Origin of the sequence: Bradyrhizobium sp. sBnM-33, assembly GCF_032917945.1 — a bacterium.
In the GTDB taxonomy this organism is placed as follows: domain Bacteria; phylum Pseudomonadota; class Alphaproteobacteria; order Rhizobiales; family Xanthobacteraceae; genus Bradyrhizobium.
Map to the genome: position 1 here is coordinate 2,092,160 of NZ_CP136624.1, position 16,818 is coordinate 2,108,977.

At 59.9% G+C, this 16,818-nt stretch carries 16 protein-coding genes and 3 pseudogenes; 13 read left to right on the plus strand and 6 right to left on the minus strand.

Annotated elements, in window-relative coordinates; all coding sequences use genetic code 11:
• Positions 1–248: 248 nt before the first annotated feature.
• Positions 249–956, minus strand: a complete 708-nt coding sequence (locus RX328_RS09705; RefSeq protein ID WP_213257339.1) for a hypothetical protein — start codon at positions 954–956, stop codon at positions 249–251.
• A 316-nt stretch (positions 957–1,272) separates the two neighbouring features.
• On the opposite strand from RX328_RS09705, the gene RX328_RS09710 reads away from it, so the two are divergent.
• Positions 1,273–1,479 (plus strand): hypothetical protein, encoded by a 207-nt coding sequence (locus tag RX328_RS09710; protein WP_213257337.1) that lies wholly within the window; start codon positions 1,273–1,275, stop codon positions 1,477–1,479.
• On the opposite strand, the gene ggt is transcribed toward RX328_RS09710, so the two are convergent.
• Positions 1,473–3,059: a gamma-glutamyltransferase gene (gene ggt, locus RX328_RS09715; RefSeq protein ID WP_213257335.1), complete on the minus strand. Its 1,587-nt coding sequence runs from the start codon at positions 3,057–3,059 to the stop codon at positions 1,473–1,475. The two genes, RX328_RS09710 and ggt, sit on opposite strands and share 7 nt — an antisense overlap.
• A 919-nt stretch (positions 3,060–3,978) precedes the next feature.
• Between ggt and RX328_RS09720 the strand changes: the two genes are divergently transcribed.
• The 4 genes and pseudogenes from RX328_RS09720 to RX328_RS09730 all read left to right on the plus strand — a co-directional run bounded on the left by RX328_RS09720 (position 3,979) and on the right by RX328_RS09730 (position 6,996).
• Positions 3,979–5,394: an amidase gene (locus tag RX328_RS09720; RefSeq protein WP_213257333.1), complete on the plus strand. Its 1,416-nt coding sequence runs from the start codon at positions 3,979–3,981 to the stop codon at positions 5,392–5,394.
• Between the two features lie 143 nt (positions 5,395–5,537).
• Positions 5,538–5,753 (plus strand): 3-hydroxyacyl-CoA dehydrogenase NAD-binding domain-containing protein, encoded by a 216-nt coding sequence (locus RX328_RS43400; protein ID WP_410734057.1) that lies wholly within the window; start codon positions 5,538–5,540, stop codon positions 5,751–5,753.
• A 66-nt stretch (positions 5,754–5,819) separates the two neighbouring features.
• Positions 5,820–5,945 (plus strand): annotated as a pseudogene (locus RX328_RS09725) (aldehyde dehydrogenase family protein); the annotation flags it as partial.
• A gap of 85 nt (positions 5,946–6,030) precedes the next feature.
• Positions 6,031–6,996, plus strand: a complete 966-nt coding sequence (locus tag RX328_RS09730; protein WP_213256934.1) for an acetamidase/formamidase family protein — start codon at positions 6,031–6,033, stop codon at positions 6,994–6,996.
• Between the two features lie 88 nt (positions 6,997–7,084).
• Here the strand turns inward: RX328_RS09730 and RX328_RS09735 are convergent, their stop codons facing one another.
• A complete protein-coding gene (locus RX328_RS09735; protein ID WP_213256932.1) occupies positions 7,085–7,561 on the minus strand; it encodes an Lrp/AsnC family transcriptional regulator in 477 nt (158 codons plus the stop codon).
• Positions 7,562–7,717: 156 nt separating this feature from the next.
• Between RX328_RS09735 and RX328_RS09740 the strand changes: the two genes are divergently transcribed.
• The 7 genes and pseudogenes from RX328_RS09740 to RX328_RS09770 all read left to right on the plus strand — a co-directional run.
• Entirely contained in the window at positions 7,718–9,232 is a 1,515-nt protein-coding gene (locus tag RX328_RS09740) for an NAD-dependent succinate-semialdehyde dehydrogenase (protein ID WP_213256940.1), read from the plus strand.
• A 10-nt stretch (positions 9,233–9,242) separates the two neighbouring features.
• A complete protein-coding gene (locus tag RX328_RS09745) occupies positions 9,243–10,643 on the plus strand; it encodes an aminotransferase (RefSeq protein WP_213256924.1) in 1,401 nt (466 codons plus the stop codon).
• Between the two features lie 275 nt (positions 10,644–10,918).
• Positions 10,919–11,329: an IS66-like element accessory protein TnpA gene (gene tnpA, locus RX328_RS09750; RefSeq protein ID WP_213256923.1), complete on the plus strand. Its 411-nt coding sequence runs from the start codon at positions 10,919–10,921 to the stop codon at positions 11,327–11,329.
• Positions 11,326–11,673, plus strand: coding sequence for an IS66 family insertion sequence element accessory protein TnpB (gene tnpB / locus RX328_RS09755; RefSeq protein WP_108523229.1), 348 nt, complete (start codon positions 11,326–11,328; stop codon positions 11,671–11,673). The genes tnpA (RX328_RS09750) and tnpB (RX328_RS09755) overlap by 4 nt, the downstream gene beginning before the upstream one ends.
• Before the next feature lie 70 nt (positions 11,674–11,743).
• On the plus strand, positions 11,744–13,138 hold the full coding sequence (gene tnpC, locus RX328_RS09760) for an IS66 family transposase (RefSeq protein WP_213256921.1): 1,395 nt from the start codon (positions 11,744–11,746) through the stop codon (positions 13,136–13,138).
• Positions 13,139–13,140: 2 nt separating this feature from the next.
• The gene (locus tag RX328_RS09765; RefSeq protein WP_213256920.1) at positions 13,141–13,386 is read left to right on the plus strand and encodes a hypothetical protein; all 246 of its coding nucleotides are present in this window, start codon (positions 13,141–13,143) and stop codon (positions 13,384–13,386) included.
• Positions 13,387–13,454: 68 nt separating this feature from the next.
• A pseudogene (locus RX328_RS09770) lies at positions 13,455–13,608 on the plus strand (M20/M25/M40 family metallo-hydrolase); the annotation flags it as partial.
• Positions 13,609–13,661: 53 nt separating this feature from the next.
• On the opposite strand, the gene tnpC (RX328_RS09775) reads toward RX328_RS09770, so the two are convergent.
• The 3 genes from tnpC (RX328_RS09775) to tnpA (RX328_RS09785) all read right to left on the minus strand — a co-directional run bounded on the left by tnpC (RX328_RS09775) (position 13,662) and on the right by tnpA (RX328_RS09785) (position 16,065).
• A protein-coding gene (tnpC, locus tag RX328_RS09775; protein ID WP_409410915.1) for an IS66 family transposase occupies positions 13,662–15,201 on the minus strand; the annotation gives its coding sequence in 2 pieces (ribosomal slippage) (positions 13,662–13,865 and positions 13,867–15,201; 1,539 coding nt in all).
• A gap of 121 nt (positions 15,202–15,322) precedes the next feature.
• Positions 15,323–15,670, minus strand: coding sequence for an IS66 family insertion sequence element accessory protein TnpB (gene tnpB / locus RX328_RS09780; protein WP_213256919.1), 348 nt, complete (start codon positions 15,668–15,670; stop codon positions 15,323–15,325).
• Positions 15,667–16,065, minus strand: coding sequence for an IS66-like element accessory protein TnpA (gene tnpA, locus RX328_RS09785; RefSeq protein WP_213256918.1), 399 nt, complete (start codon positions 16,063–16,065; stop codon positions 15,667–15,669). The genes tnpB (RX328_RS09780) and tnpA (RX328_RS09785) overlap by 4 nt, the downstream gene beginning before the upstream one ends.
• Positions 16,066–16,138: 73 nt before the next feature.
• On the opposite strand from tnpA (RX328_RS09785), the pseudogene RX328_RS09790 reads away from it, so the two are divergent.
• Positions 16,139–16,476, plus strand: a pseudogene (locus RX328_RS09790) (M20/M25/M40 family metallo-hydrolase); the annotation flags it as partial.
• Positions 16,477–16,818: the final 342 nt, after the last annotated feature.

Here is a 16,818-nt window from a genome sequence, read left to right on the forward strand (position 1 = left end):
GACCAGATCGGTGTTGGTCCGGTAAACTTGGCCCCTAGCAACCGGGCAAGCGCTTCTTCAACTTCGGTTAGTTTGCGCACTTTGCGTTCGAAAGCCTCATGGCGCCAGCTAACATCCGGACGCATCGCCAAAATTGGTGTGCCACCTTCGTGCGCGAGATTGGGCCTCCCGCCCAGTGGAAGTGAAAGCCTACGCATTCATCACGGCGCGTTGTCAATTTCGCTGAAACAGCATCGCCTCTGATACCCTCAGCAGACGGACGCCATCGTTATCCGACAGAGATCAGTGATGTCGTAGATGGGCAACTTCGCGATACGGCGGATCGCCTGCGCGACCATCGGGAACGCCGCGCATTCGAATAGGATGGCCGCGATCGCCGGATGCTCAGCGCGGAGTCGCGCGATGCAGGCGGCGACATCTGCCTCGATAGCACCGACGTCGATCGGTGGCGTTGGACGCTTCAACTCGTCTTGCCAGAACGTGCTGCCTTCGATACCGCCGATCACGATCCGAGCCCGCTCGGTCGTGTCATCGATGCCGAGCAGATCTTCGCCGCAATGCATCGAGTCATAGGTCAGCACGGCGATCTTGCCGCGCGGCGGCAGCTGGCGGAGCAACGTCGGCAAGAAGAGCAGGCTCGACATTACCACGGGCACGTTCACCGAGGCGGCCACCGCCGGCTGATGTCGGATGGAGAAGCCGCAGGTCGAACTTATCGCGACGGCTCCTCGTTCGACCAGCCGCCGGGCGGCTGCGATGAAGGCTGGCTCGAGCGCTGGATCGCCGCGCACGACATTTTCCACCCAAGCTCCCGCGACGGTTTCCGAGATGATCGGGAAATTGAAGGTGGTCGGGTTTAGCATTGAGCCGGGCAGAGGGCTTGGTGGTGTGACGCCGGGCGGCAGCCCGCGCTCAAGGTGCAGGACTCCGAGGGAGCGGGGGGCTTGTGATGTCATGCACAAAACATACCACGGTTTGAAGCCGAAATCCTTTAATGCAGAGCCTGGTATGGCCGAAATTCTGCGTCTGAGCGGCAGAATCCTGGGACATCGTGCGCTCGAGCGGTACTGGGTGAAGCTCGCCCACGACTACTTTCGTGAGACGAACGGCCGCCGCGTGAGAGGCGATCTGAGCTTGGTTCGATTGCGCCATAGCTGGCATTGAAGCGGCTGCTGCGCATACGATCGCATCTGGCTTGATGCCGCCGATCGGTCCGAGAGAGTCGATAATGAGTTCGGACAAGTGCCTGTCCCGAGTTCGGACAAGCGCCCTATGAGGCGTCTATGGCAGGGCGATGACCACGAGATTATCGATCCGGCCGACCGACTGGTAGCGCGGGCGATCGAGACGCGGTCAAATACAGCGCTTGAGCGCGCCGCGCACCAGGAAAAGCCTCTCACCGAGCGAGATATTGCCGCCGCGATCGCCCGTCGATCAGCCGGCGTTGAAGACTGCGGCCCCGGCGACAATCATCAGTAACCGAGAGCGCAGCCGTCCTTGCGCGGATCTGAGCCACCGATGAGCGTGCCCTTGTCCCAGTCGATCCAGATCGCCTGTCCTCCGCCCAGAGGTGACAGCAGGTTGATCGTCTTGTGCCCGATCTTTTTGAGGCCCTCAACAACTGCAGCCGGAACCCCCTGTTCGAGCTGATAAACGCCCTCATAATGAAGGCCGCGCGGCATATCGATTGCTTCCTGCACATCGCAGCCATAGTCCAGCAGATTCGTCAGCACGTGTACCTGACCGACGGGCTGGTATTGCCCGCCCATCACGCCATATGGCATCACGGCGCGGCCATTCTTGGTGACGAGGCAGGGGATGAGCGTGTGCAGTGGCCGCTTTCCGCCCGCAATGCAATTGGGATGACCCGGCTGGACGCGGAACCCGCCGGCACGATTTTGCAGGAGGATGCCAGTTCTGTTCGAGACGATCGCAGATCCGAACTGATGCGCGATCGAGCTGATAAATGAGCACGCGTTGAGATCCCTGTCGACTACAGTGATGTAGACCGTCGAAGGATTCATCGGGGGAGCCGCATTGGGCAGATCGAGCAGCCCATCCATCCTTATCTTGCTGATATAGTCTTCAGCGAATTCCTTCACGAGGATCCTCGCCACGTCCACTTTGACATGCGCGGGATCGGCCACATTCTCCTCGCGCATCATAAAAGCGATCCGCGCGGCCTCCGCTTCAAGATGGAAACGCTCGACACTGAGGGGGCCGTATCTCATCAGATCAAATCGCGACAGAATATTGAGCATCACCAGCATGGTGATCCCGGGCCCGTTCGGCGGACATTGCCAGACATCGAAGTCCTTGTAGCCGGTGCCAATCGGCGATGTCACCTCGGTCGTATGCGTGGCAAAGTCTTCCAGCGTGTGCAGGCCGCCAATACCGCGTAGCGTCTCCACCATATCGGCTGCGATCTCGCCAGTATAGAACGCATCGCGACCTTTCGCTGCAATTGCCCGCAAGGTCTTGCCGAGTTCGGGCTGGCGGATCACGTCGCCGGCGACCGCAGGATTGCCGTTCGGTAGGAGATAGCGACCTGTGTTGGTGCCTTTCTTCAGCTTCTCGAACTGGTTCTTCCAATCGAACGCGACACGCGGCGCAACGACATACCCCTCTTCGGCGGCCTTGATCGCGGGTTCTAGCAGACGGTCGAGACCGAACCTGCCATGAGCGCGCACGATCGTCTCCCACGCATCGATTGCACCTGGTATGCTGACCGCATGTGCCGAGGTCAGTGGCACCGCGTGCATGCCGCGCTCCAGATACCAGTCCGCGTTCGCAACCTTCGGCGCACGGCCTGAGCCGTTATACGCAAAAATCTTGCCCTCGCTGCGCGGCTGGATCAAGGCAAAGCAGTCGCCGCCAATACCGGTCGCCTGCGGCTCGATCACGCCTAATAGGGCGCAGGCTGCGACCGCCGCATCAACTGCAGTGCCGCCCTCCTTGAGTACTTCGAGCGCTGCGAACGCGGCTTGCGGATGCGACGTCGCCACCATGGCGTTCCGGGAATGGACCGTGGAGCGGCCGGCCAGATGAAAATTCCTCATTCGGATCACTTAACCGTTATTTGACGAAGGGCGACCCTACGTACGGGATCGACCGCGCGGATTTTTCGCGTTCTGTGCGTGTGGGCGAAGAAAAAAGGCGCAAACGCATGATTCGGCGGGGGTAACACAGCAATGTCGGCCTCCGGGCAATGCGTGAGCCTCAATTGCGATGGCCGCCTTTACGCCATTCATTGCAAACGTCGTCTTTGACCAATCTGAATGCGTCAATGCCAGGTGAACAACCCGGAATCTTCGATGCTGCGACCGGTCGTTCACTACCCAAATCAGCCTCCCGGTGATCAAGCCGATGGCCCTTTCACTTGAACCGTTGCCTTCAGATGACGTTGGCGTGCCTTGCAGGGCCAAGAGCAGTTGCGCATTCGATCGGGTTGACTTCAGCGGTGAAGTTCTGCGCCAAAGGCGAGAATTGGCCGGATGTATGCGCGCCATCGCAGGTAGTTTGCCGATTTTCGTCTTTCTGAGCGGGTAGTCTTGGGCGGCGCCCGATCAAACGGCGCGGGTGAAGGGGGCTAATCGAATGGGGCGGACCCGGTTACAGCTTTCCTGTGGGCGGGAAGGCAGTGATTCGATAGGTCAATCATCAGCCTCTTGATGTCGGCACCTGCGCGGAAATCACATAGCGCGGAAGCTGGTGGTGCCAGGCGGCTGCGCGACGGATATGCCCGTATGCGTAACGAACCCGTCTCGCCGCATGCGGACTCTTGTGCGCTCTCATCTCCAATTCCTTCCCTGCTCGGTGTCCAGCCAGAGAGGCAAAATCCCGATCGGGGGCTTCGCCTGGTCAGCCGAGCCAATTGTGAACGACCAAAGCGGCGATTTTCATCGCTACAACTGAGTAAACGCAGGTCATCAGATGTAACCCTGCAAGACCGAACGATGGAGCAAACGGAGACTTGATGTGCAAAACTTGATCCGCGAGAGTGCGTGCGGTGTCATCGAGAAGCTGAAAGGCGGCGAGGTGACGCCACTCGATCTCTTGGACGTGCTAGAAAGACGGATTGCCGAGATCGACGGCAAAGTCAACGCGTTGCCGATCTTGTGTTTCGATCGCGCGCGCGAGCACGCCATGGCGCTGATGAAACGGGCCGTCGCGGAGCGCGGCCTTCTGGCGGGGCTGCCGGTGCCGATCAAGGATCTCACCGACGTCGCTGGCGTGCGCAACACTTTGGGTTCACCGATCTTCAAGAATAACGTCCCGGCCCGCTCGGACATCCTGGTCGAGCGACTGGAGGAGAACGGTGGCGTGGTCTACGCCAAATCGAACACCCCGGAATTCGGCGCTGGCGCCAACACCTTCAACGAGGTGTTCGGCGCAACGCTCAATCCGTGGGATACGTCGCGCTCCGCCGCCGGTTCTTCGGGCGGCGCGGCGGTCGCGCTGGCCACCGGTATGGCGTGGCTTGCCCATGGCTCGGACATGGGCGGCTCGACGCGCAATCCGGCGAGCTTTTGCAGCGTGGTGGGGCTGCGGACCAGTATCGGTCGGGTTGCTCATACACCCAAATTCAAAGTCGACCGGAACCTCGGCTTGCCGGGACCGATGGCGCGCAATGTCGAAGATCTCGCGCTGCTGTTGGATGCGATGAGCGGCGAACACCCCGCTGACCCGCTCTCGCTGCCGAAGCTGCCCCATTCCTTCTTATCGGCCGCACGCTCAGGGAAAGGACCAAAGCGCGTGGCCTATTCGCCCGACCTCGGCATCACGCCGGTGGATCCGCAGGTGGCTGCGATCACTCGCAAAGCCGCTGCGCGATTTGCGGAAGGGGGTGCAATCGTCGAAGAAGCCCATCCCGATTTTCGCGAGGCACACGAGTGCTTCCATGTGTTGCGCGCCTTTGACTTCGCGGTCAGCAAGGCAGCGCTGTTGCGCAAGCATCGCGAGCTGCTGAAACCCGAGATCATCTGGAACATCGAAGAAGGGCTGAAACTCACCGTGGAGCAGATCGAGCGCGCTGAAACCCAGCGCACTGCCATGACAGAACGCGCGCTGGAGTTTTTCAAAACCTACGATCTGCTGTTGACGCCCGCGACAATCGTCGAACCTTTCCCGGTGCAAGAGCGCTATGTCACCGAATGCGCCGGCAAGAGGTTCGACAACTACGTGGAATGGCTCGCCATCGCCTACGCGATCACGCTGGCCTGCTGCCCGGCGCTGTCACTGCCGTGCGGCTTCACCAGCTCCGGCTTGCCGGTCGGATTGCAAATGGTGGCCGCACCACGCGGCGAGGCTCAGCTGCTCGCTGGCGCCAAAATGCTCGAGGATATTCTAGGCTTGCGTGATGCCACGCCGATCGAGCCGCGGGAACCAAGGTAGCCTATGGGGGAGCGATTTCAGTTCTCTCTCTCTCTCTCTCTCTCTCTCTCTCTCTCTCTCTCTCTCTCTCTCTCTCTCTCTCTCTCTGCATCCGACCTTGCAGGCTTCGTCGGTCACTTCTCGAGCGGGATTGGCCGTCGATGATGGCCGAACGCAACGACACAATTGCGGTTTTGGGTTGCGGGCTCATTGGCCAGAGGTGGCCGGTCCTGTTTTCTGCGTACGGTTATGATGTCGTCGGCTGGGACTCTACGCCCGAGCCGCTTTCGGTCATGCAAGAATCGATTGCTCGGTGTCGTGATCAGATTCGCATCGCGTCAGCGTCCCGTTTGAAGGAGGGCGTCAGGGACATGGAATGATGATCGAAGTCGAATTCGTTGCTGACAGGGCCACGCGACTTCCATTCGCGCCAGGCTCGAGCGCGCACCGCGGGCGTCGATTATCGTGTGCCTTTCGGGGGGCGGAAAGCGTCTTCCTACGGCGCTCGCGAGCAAGGGAAGCACGCACGCGAGTTCTACACGTCTTTAAAGACCATTTACGTCCGTCCGTAGGAACAGAGATCCGGAGATTACATCAGCGTCGCAGGGCTGGTTCTTGATGTCGCGCCGCGCAGCTTCGCTCACGAGGAGGAAACAAGTGCAGAGATTATCTAAAGAAAAAGCCGTCGTTATCGACTTTGGAGCTCACCTGAAGCCGCAGTTGCAGGTCGAGCCTGGCGAGTCGTTCGTTGTAGAAACACTGGACAATTTCTGGGACTTGTTAGGCGATGCAGGCTCGGTCCCGGACCTCAAGCACCCGCGGATCAGGGCACAGCAGTATCCTCGCGTTAATCCCGTCGCTGGGCCCGTCTACCTGAATGGCGCCGAACCCGGCGACACAATCGTCGTGAACCTGGAAAAGATCGATGTGCGCGACTGGGGATGGACTGGCACGGTGCAGGGCATGGGCCGCCTGACGGGATTAAGCTATCTAGCCGATATCGATGTCGATTTCTCAACGGTTATCAGCCATGTGCCAGGACCTTCCGGCACGCTTGCTGACGGCACGGCCGTGATGAATGTAGGGAGAGAGGTTCGCTGGCCTCTTGCGCCCTTTCTGGGTACGATCCTCACTGCACCGGAACGGGGAATTGAGAATACCCTGAAGTCGCAGGGGCCGTGGGGTGGCAATATCGACGTCCGCGATGTCTGTGCGGGAAGCAGGATTTATATGAATTCAGCTCACCCTGGCGGGCTGCTATTCTTCGGAGACGTGCATGCCTCCCAAGGCGACTCCGAACTGACGGGTAATGCCAATGAAACTGCTGCTGAGGTGACGGCCTCGATGAGGCTCCTGAAAGGCAGATCGGTCCCGGGAGTAATCAGGATCGAAAAACCTCACTCTCTGATCCAGGTTGACTCGGCCCGAAACTCGGGAAGTTCCGAACGCGCAATCACCAACTGCTTCGTGAATATGATTCGGTGGTTGGTCGATGACTTCGGGATGAGCAAGCGGGAAGCCTATCTACATATGTCGGCCAATTCACTTGTCCGGGTGAATGTGTACCAAGCGACCGGCACTACTTTCGTCTGCGGCGTCGAATTTCCCAAACAATGTCTATGAAACAGCGTGGCATCGCTCCCTGACAGAATTAGGGTATGCATAAGGTCGACAACTCAAGAATACATGCGATCAAAAGGACAGAAGCGGGTCAATCATCGGACGGAGCCTCAATGGGAATGGCAAAGCCCGTTTTCACACGGTCCATTATGACCATGGTCTTAAACCCCTTGATGTCCGAGTTCTCATAAAAGAATCGCCGCGTGAACTGCTCATAATCCTCCATGGTACGGGCAGTAATGTAGAGGACGAAATCAGCGTCGCCAGTGACGTAGAATCCATTGACGACCTCAGTTGACCATTTGATGGCCTTCTTGAACTTGTCGATGATGTCTGAACGCTCTCGCTCTAGGCTCACCAGCACAAGCATCTGAATAGGCCTTCCGACCGCCCTCGCCGAAACGATCGAGACATCGGCTTCAATGATTCGCTCCGAGCGAAGTCTCTTCAGCCGCCGTTGACACGCGGTAGCAGAAAGCCCGGCCATTTCGCCGATTACATCGGAAGTCAGACGGTTATTCTTCTGCACGATCTCGAGGATCCTGGCGTCTATCCGGTCGTATTTCATGATTGGGCTCCAGCCTTCAGGTGCATTCCATCGCAAAGTGCATGTGCGTTGCAGGAAATCATCCGGGTGACGGACAAATGCGACGCAAATCAATGTCCATTATCACTATCCTGAATGCATGGGAAATTTCAACAAATGACCGTGCGGGACCCGCAAATGGCGTTTCAAACGACTCGGCAAAAAAGTCCGCACCCGGTCGGTCTTGCTACCAGGTGCCTGCAAAACCTGCGCCGTCGCGATTTTCTCGCGGGCGGGGCGCTCGTCGACGGCCACTGGGTGACCGGCGGAGAGCGAGACCTTGTGATCGATCCCGCAACTGGGGAGGAGATCGCGGATGTTGCTCGTTGCGCCGCCGCAGAGATGGAAGTGGCGATCGCCGCAGCTGAGCGGTCCTTTCCGGCTTGGCGAGAATTATTGCCAGCAAGGAGAGGGGCGATCCTTAGGTCTTGGGCCTCATTGATGCTCGAGCACGCGGAAGAGCTCGCCATCCTGGTAACGAGCGAACAGGGCAAGCCCCTCGCCGAGGCGCGCCACGAAATCGCGTACGGTGCTGGCTTTCTTGAGTGGTTCGCAGCAGAGGGGGAGCGCGCATACGGAGAGACGATCCCAAGCCACAAGGTTGGAAGTCTGCTTCAAGTGCGAATGCAGCCAATAGGTGTCGCCGCGGCGATCACGCCGTGGAATTTCCCTGTCGCCATGATTACACGAAAGGCAGGGGCGGCTCTTGCTGCCGGTTGTCCGATCATCGTGAAGCCTGCTCCCGAAACTCCACTGTCTGCGCTCGCTCTTGCCAGGCTGGCCGAGGAGGCCGGGTTCCCGCCCGGCGTGTTTCAAGTGCTCGTCGGTAATCCGATCGAGCTTTCGGCGCCATTGCTGAAGGACAGAAGAATACGCGCTCTTTCGTTTACGGGTTCTACGGAGGTCGGTCGTCTGCTTCTTGAGGGGGCAGCCGAGAGCATCAAGAAGGTGTCGCTAGAGTTGGGCGGTCATGCCCCTTTTCTGGTCTTCGACGACGTCGATCTTGAGAAAGCCGTCAAGGGCGCGATGGCAGCAAAGTTTGCTACGTCTGGTCAGGATTGTTTGGCTGCTAACCGCATCTACGTGCAAAGAAGCATCTATAGCGGCTTCGTTGACGCGTTTGCTGCGGCGATGGGCCAACTCAAAGTCGGGCATGGTCTGGAGCCTGCAACGGATATCGGGCCAATGACCAAGTTATCGGTCGCAAATAAATGCAGGTCCCACATCGATGATGCGATCAAGAAGGGAGCTCGAGCCGTCTCGGCGAAGCCGGGCGTAAGCTTGGGTGCCAACTTCGTTGCTCCGACGCTGCTTAGCGAGGTCACTGAGGACATGCTCATCGCTCGCGAGGAAACCTTCGGCCCTGTCGCAGCTATACTTCCCTTCGATTCTGAAGAGGAGGTCATCGCCCGAGCTAACGCTAACGAAATGGGGCTGGCTGGGTACATCTACACGGACAGCCTACGTCGGGCGATGCGACTTTCTGAGCAAATCGAGTGCGGCATGCTCGGTATCAATACAGCTTCATTCACCGGGCCGCCCATTCCGTTCGGGGGTTGGAAGCAATCTGGGCTCGGTCGCGAAGGGTCGCGACACGGCTTGGCGGAATACATGGAACTAAAATACGTTTGCTTCGGCGATCTGGCGGCCTAGGAGAAACAATATGATCGACATCAAGACCATTGCTGAACGGGATCGCTCGAGTGTTCTCCATCCTTTCACTCAGCTCAAGGATTTCGCCACTGGTAAGATCGGTGACCCGACGATCGTTACGGGCGGAAAAGGCATTTGTATCAAGGACGCAGAGGGACGCAGTTACATCGACGGCTTCGCCGGCCTTTATTGTGTAAACATCGGCTACGGCCGTACGGAGGTAGCCGAAGCCATCGCGCGTCAGGCATACAGCTTGGCATACTACCACACATATGCGGCGCACACGACCGAAGAGCTGGCCACGCTCTCGGATCGTCTCGTGCGAATGGCGCCTGGTAAGCCAAGCAAAGTGTTCTTCGGCCTATCCGGGTCAGATGCCAACGAGACTCAAGCAAAGCTCGTCTGGTATTACAACAATTTACGTGGTCAGCCTAAGAAGAAAAAGATCATCTCGCGCGAGCGCGGCTATCATGGCTGCTCGGTGATTTCCGGTTCGATGACTGGGATGTCATTCTACCACGATCACATGGACCTTCCTTTCCCGGGCATTTTGCACACAGGCGCACCGCATCACTATTGGGGCGCTGAGCCAGGCGAGACGGAAGAGGACTTTTCTCGCCGGCGTGCCGCCGAGCTCGAAGAGCTAATCGTGCGAGAGGGTCCGGAAACAATCGGTGCTTTCATTGCTGAGCCGGTGCTAGGCACCGGTGGCATTACGCCGCCGCCGGCGGGTTATTGGCGTGAAGTTCAGGCCGTACTAAGTCGCTATGATGTCCTTCTGATTGCCGATGAGGTAATTTGTGGATTCGGTCGGACCGGCGCGGACTTCGGAAGCACGCTGTACGGGATAAAGCCGGATCTTGTGACAGTCGCCAAAGGGCTGACATCCGGCTACATGCCGCTCTCGGGAGCCATCGTTGGTGAGAGAGTTTACAGGGTGATGGAGGAGGCTGCCGATCGCGTCGGCGCGTTCTCGCATGGATATACCTATTCGGGCCATCCGATTGCGGCAGCCGCAGCTAATGCCGTTCTCGATATAGTCGAGAAGGAACGGCTGACCGACCGGGCCAGAACAGTCGGTGCGCACTTTCAGAAGCGACTCATAGAACGGTTTTCGCAACTGGAAATCGTCGGAGAAGTTCGCGGCGTGGGCTTACTCGGCGCAATCGAATATGTTTCGGATCGCCAGTCGAAACGGCGATTTGATCCGGAGCTGAAGGTCGGCGCCCGCATCTCGAAAGCTGCTCGTGATCGCGGGCTTATTGCACGAGCGATGCCGCATGGAGACATTCTCGGTTTTGCTCCGCCTCTCGTTGTATCCGAAGCCGAGATTGATGAGATCGTTGACCTAGCATATCAAGCAACCAAACAAGTAATGGACGAACTCGCAAAGGAATCGGCAATCTCGTGAGCGCGGATTGCTTGCCATCCCGGATCAACACCCGGAATCGGCAAAGAGAGGTCGCGATTTTCGATCAGGATCTCACCTCGCCGGGCGCACCAACCGGTTCCGTGACCAGCGAAAAAGCTGGGGTTGCCCCGCGCGGCCGCGCCAAGAAGCCGGACCTGTCAGTTCTCATGAAGGGCCATGAGCGATCCTCATAATTGGTACGCTCGCGCGCCGAGATGTACGCCTCCGGCGGCGGCCGCCTTGCGAAGTGGCTTGGGGACTAAGAACCTGTCTCTATGGACAGTGATAGGCGCAGCGCCCAAGTCGAGCGGCTTCAGGTGGTGGACACAGGCCGGCGACGGCGCTGGTCTGAGGAGGAGAAGCTCAAGATCGTTGTGGAGAGCTTTCAGGGTCCCCGCCAGGTCGCGGCAACGGCACGGCGATACGGCCTTTCGCGGTCGCTGCTGCTGCGATGGCGCCGGTCTTTTCATCCCGAGCCAAAGGATGCCACCGGCACACAATTTAGCTTCGTCCCAGCGAAGTTGGTCCCGGATCCGGAGATGACGCCTGATCCGATCAATCCAGTGAGCAGCGGCGCGATTGAGATCGAGTTTGCTGCTGGGGCTCGCATGCGGATTACGGGCGTGGTCGACGCGTCAACGGTGAAGGCTGCTGTCGCGGCCTTGACGGATGGACGAACGCGATGATCCCGATTCCCAGCGGCGTCAGGGTCTGGATCGCGACCGGCCACACGGATATGCGCCGCGGCATGCAAAGCCTGGCGCTGGGTGTTCAGGAGAGCCTGAAGCGCGATCCTCATGCAGGCGATCTCTACATCTTCCGCGGGCGCCGCGGCGATCTGGTCAAGATTCTTTGGCATGACGGGTTGGGCATGTCGCTCTATGCCAAACGCCTAGACCGCGGCAAGTTCATCTGGCCTTCAGCGTCGGACGGTGCGGTATCGATCTCATTGGCGCAGATGGCTTACATGCTCGAGGGCATCGATTGGAGGAACCCGCAACTCAGTTGGCGGCCGCAAAGCGCGGGCTGAGCAAATAAATCTGCGGCCTTCCCTTTTTTGGGGAGTCACAACGCATCCGATCTGTGATTCACTGCGTCGCATGGATGCTGATCGCAACTCTGGCCGTGATGATATCGCAGCCCTGAAGGAGGCTCTGGCGGTCGAGCGGGCCAAGGCCTTGGAGATTGCAGCCGAGCTCGCGGTAGCCCGCGCGAAGGCGTCGGAAGACAGCGCGCTGATTGTCCATCAGAAGCTTCGGATAGCCAAGCTCGAGCGCCAAATTTATGGACAGCAGTCGGAGCGTTCGTCGCGGCTGATCGAACAGTTGGCCTTGGCACTCGAGGAGCTGGAGGCCGACACTACCGAGGACGAGCTGGCGGCTGAACGGGCTGTTGCCAAGACGACCACGGTGCGGGGATTTACGCGCAAGCCCGCCGAGCGCCAGACCTTTCCTGAGCATCTGCCACGCGATCGCGTGGTGATCGATCCGCCGACCGCCTGCGAGTGCTGCGGCGGCCATCGCCTGCGCAAGCTCGGCGAGGACGTGACACGGACGCTGGAAGTAGTGCCGCGCCAGTGGAAGGTGATCGAGACGGTGCGGGAGAAGTTCTCCTGCCGCGACTGCGAGAAGATCAGCCAGGCACCGGCGCCGTTCCATGCGATCGCCCGGGGATGGGCCGGACCGAGCCTGTTGGCCATGATCATGTTCGAGAAGTTCGGCCAGCATCAGCCATTGAACCGACAGGCCGAGCGCTACGCTCTGGAGGGCGTGCCGATGGTGCACCTGGCAGGCTATGCCGGCATCCTGCAGGCCGACGCCTATGACGGGTACAACCAGCTTTATCTGGCCGGGCGCCAGCCTAGGCCGATCCAGGAAGCGGCGTGCTGGGTCCATGCGCGGCGCCCGTTCTTTGCCATGGCCGACATTGAAGAGAATGCGCGACGCAAGGCTGCGGGCAAAAAGGAGATTCCGCTCTCTCCCATCGCCGTCGAGGTCGTGCGGCGGATCGATGCGCTGTTCGAGATCGAGCGCTCGATCAATGGCAGGAGCCCCGAGGAACGCCTTCAGGTGCGGCAGGCGTTGAGCCGGCCCCTGGTCGAGGACCTTCAGGTCTATATGCGCGAGCAGCTCGCTAAACTGTCCCGTGGGCACGACCTGGCCAAGGCGTTCAACTACATCCTGAAGCGCTGGGCGAGCTTCACCCTGTTCCTTGAAGAGGGGCGGGTTTGCCTCTCAAACAATGCCGCCGAACGCGGCCTAAGAGGTATCGCACTTGGCCGAAAGGCCTGGTTGTTCTGCGGCTCTGATCGCGGCGGGCGGCGCGCTGCGGCCATGTACAGCCTAATCGTCACGGCAAAAATGAACGGCATCGATCCGCAGGCCTGGCTCACCGACGTCCTTGCCCGCATCTCCGCTCATCCAGTTCATCGGCTGGACGAACTGCTCCCCTGGAATTGGACGTCGGCATCAGCGATACCCGCTCGAGCTGCGTAACCATGCACGTCAACAAGGTTCATCACGTCACCACCATCAACCGTGTCGCCGAGGATCTTGGCGAAGACGAAGACTGGCTGCGAGACGTTGCCAATGAAATGGATATCGAAGACGGCGCCATCTGGGTCTATGGCGTCGGAGAACATGGCATCCAGGCCTTCACTGACTTCGGAATCGAAAACCTGATTGAGCTCATCCGGATGTACAAGGAAAGCCCGGAGTTGCTTAAGCGCTGGCCGCCAGAATAATCCAATGAGCTCGCGGCCCACGCCGGATGCGTACGCCGAGATGGCTTCGTCGGTCGGATCGCGATCCGATCGAGGCGATGACTACCGATGATTGCACCTTTTCGGTTGGTATCCGTGCATGGCGGCCAGTGGGTCAATTGCGTTGCTACGACCTGCACGGGCGACGCGCTCAGCATGGCCAAGCGCCAGGCAGATCTCGACCGCGGTGTCGAGATGATGCTGGGTACGCATCCGGCCAGCACCCCAAGCAGGCGCGATGGTCTGCCACGAAGCGCTCAGGCGGCAACGGCGGCCTTGGCCTGTTGGTTCGCCTTCCAATTCCAGGGAAGCAGGTCGGCGATTTTGTTGGCGGGGTGATCTGCAAGCCTGGCCAGCACGTCAGCGAGCCAGGCTTGCGGATCGACGCCGTTCATCTTGCAGGTTTCGATCAGGGTATAGACGGCGGCGGCACGATGGCCGCCAGCGTCTGAACCGGCAAAAGGTCCAATTCTTTCTTCCGACCGCCACACCGCGCAACGCTCGTTCGGCGGCGTTGTTCGTAAGACAGACGCGGCCATCGTCGAGGAAGCGGGTGAACGCTTCCCAGCGGTTGAGAAGGTAGTTGATCGCCTTGGCGGTATCGTTCTTGGTGGAAAGCAACGCTCGCTGCTGGCGCATCCAGATTTCAAGCTCGGCAATGAGCGGCCGCGATTGTTCACGGCGCACGGCAAGCCGCTGCTCCGGCGTTTTGCCGTTAATGCTGCGATCGATCTCGAAGAGCATGTCGATACGACGCACGGCCTCGCTGGCGATCGGCGCCTCTCCCTGTTTCACCAGGTCGACAAACTTCCTCCGGCCGTGGCTCCAGCAGGCCGCTTCAAGGATCGGAGCCGGCTTCCTTTGAACCTTGTAGAGCTGGTTGTATCCATCAAAGGCATCGGCCTGCATGAGGCCCACATAGCCAGCAAGATGGCCTTGCGGATGCTCCCCGGCACGACTGCGCGAGTAATGGAACGCCGCCGCCGGTGGGTCTTTGCCGCCAAACGGCCGGTCATCGCGAACATAGGTCCAGATCCGGCCGGTGACAGTCTTCAGTTTCGCGAGTACGGGCACCGTCGTGTCATCGGCGTGGATGCGTTCCGCGCTCATGACATGGGTCCGGATCGCCTCAATAATTGGGTCGAGCGCCACCACGCAGGCGCCAACCCGATCCGCCAGTGTCGAGACATCGATCTCGATCCCTTCGCGGGCATAGGTCTTGCTCTGGCGGTTCAACGGCTGATGCAGCAGGAACTTGTTGACTAGCACCATCGCCAGCAGGCTCGGCCCGGCAAAACCGCGCGGGATCGGATGTGAGGGCGCCGGCGCTTCCGTGATCGCCTCGCAATCCCGCCAGGAGAACTTCTCGCGGACGTGCTCGATAATCTTCCAGCGCCGCGGCTCGCATTCCAGGGATTTCGACACCACCTCGCCAAGCTTGTGCAGCCGCTCACTGCCACATTTACCGCAGGCGCAAGGCGCGGGTTCGACGATCCGTTCGACCGGCAGGTTATCTGGCAGGGAACGCCGGGGCGGCCGCGGATTTTGTGTGCGCTTCTGCTTGGCGGCTTCCGGTGCTGCGATCTCGGCCTTGGTTTCCTGCTCGGCCTGGGTCTCTTCAAGATCCTCGATGGCAAGCTCGAGCTGCTCGACCAGCAGCCTGCCGCGTTCAGAAGATTGCCCGAACTGCTCGCGCCGTGCCTTGGCCAGCATCAGCTTCAGCCGTTCGATTTCCAGCCGGCCGACGGTGACTTCGCTCTTCGCCAGTGTCAGCTGCTCGCGCTGCGCCAGGATCATCGCATGCGCGGCGGCAAGGTCGGCGGGAAGCGGATCGGAGGGTGTCGTCACGATGACGAATCAACCATATTCGCCGCAAAAAATCGCGCCAGATTTCCTTCGTGAGTCAAAAAACCACAGCTTAACCGGAAGCCTGCGGACGCCAGGTTGCCTGCGGCATCCGCCAATCAATTCCGGACAGCAGATAGGATAGTTGCGCAACGCTGATCGTGACAACGCCATCCGCCAGCGAGGGCCACAGAAAGCGGCCGCGCTCCAACCGCTTCGTGAACAGACACGCGCCCTGGCCGTCATGCCAAATGATCTTGATCAGGTCGCCGCGGCGCCCCCTAAAAACGTAGAGATCGCCAACGTGCGGATCCCGCTTCAAACTCTCCTGAACCAGACGCGCAAGGCTCGGGAATCCGCGGCGCATATCGGTATGGCCGGTCGCAAGCCACACCCGCACATTGCCCGGTATGGCAATCATCGGCGCTCAAGCACATCGAGGATCCGCGCCAGCGCATCCGCGTCGACGTGCGCATCCACCCGGATGCGTCGCCGATTGCCAAGATCGATCTCGATCAGTCCAACCCGCGCGGCTGCCACGGATCGCACCCGCCTGTCATCCTCAGGCAAAAGCTTCGAAGTTTCCTCAACCGCTTCCGCGGCGGCGATCTGCACCGGCGCAAAACGCGGTCCAACCTGCTCGACCGTCCGAGCCTGCCGACGCCAGGTGAACACCACGCTCGCCGCAACCCCGTTGCGACGCGCAACCTCCGTCACCTTCGCGCCCGGCACCAGCGTTTCCTCGACAATCCGCATCTTGTCGTCATGCGACCAGCGCCGCCGCCGCTCGACCCCGCCCAATACCTCAACGCGCATCGCCTGATGACCTTAAAGCTAGACTTAAGGTCACATGCTTCGCGAAATACCACGCGTCAGACAAGACGGCGCTCGTCGGATGCGTACGATGCTGGCGCTGTCAGGCAAGACCAACGATGTTACCTTCAAGGTGACCCGCGGGGTCACCCGTCCGGTGTGGGAGCCCGACGCTGGCACCATGGCGCTGTATGAGAACGCGCGCGCAATCGCAAAGTCCCTTGGCGCCGAACTTCCGCACGTCCGGCGGCGGCTCGGACGGAAATTCCACGGGCGCTCTTGGGATCCCGACTCTCGACGGCCCCGGCGTGCGCGGTGCCTACGCGCACACGCTCGACGAGCATATCGACGTCGACAGCCTCGCCGAACGCGGCAGATTTTTTGATGGCGGGACTTTTGGCGACGCTAAAGTGACGCGCAGTCATCGCCGCCGAGGGAGTGCAGCGAGTTTTCGGGACGCCTCGCTCGATCGCGAGCGTAGGAAAAGGCAACTAACGATCTCTTGTTGCGGTTGCAGACCCTTATTGTCCGGCCTGCGGGGTCCTGGTCCACCTTCTGACCCAGTGCTTTGTATCTTTGCTCGATGGAAGAGCCATTACGGTACTCGCACCAACCTAGGCATGCCAGCGCCACTGCGACAATGCCGAGCCACGGCACCTCTAGGGTCAGACCTTTCTCATTTCAACCGGACTATTCGGCCGCCGATATAGTGAGCGTTTTGAGAAGGCCGGCATGCCTCTGTGCATCGATCGTTGG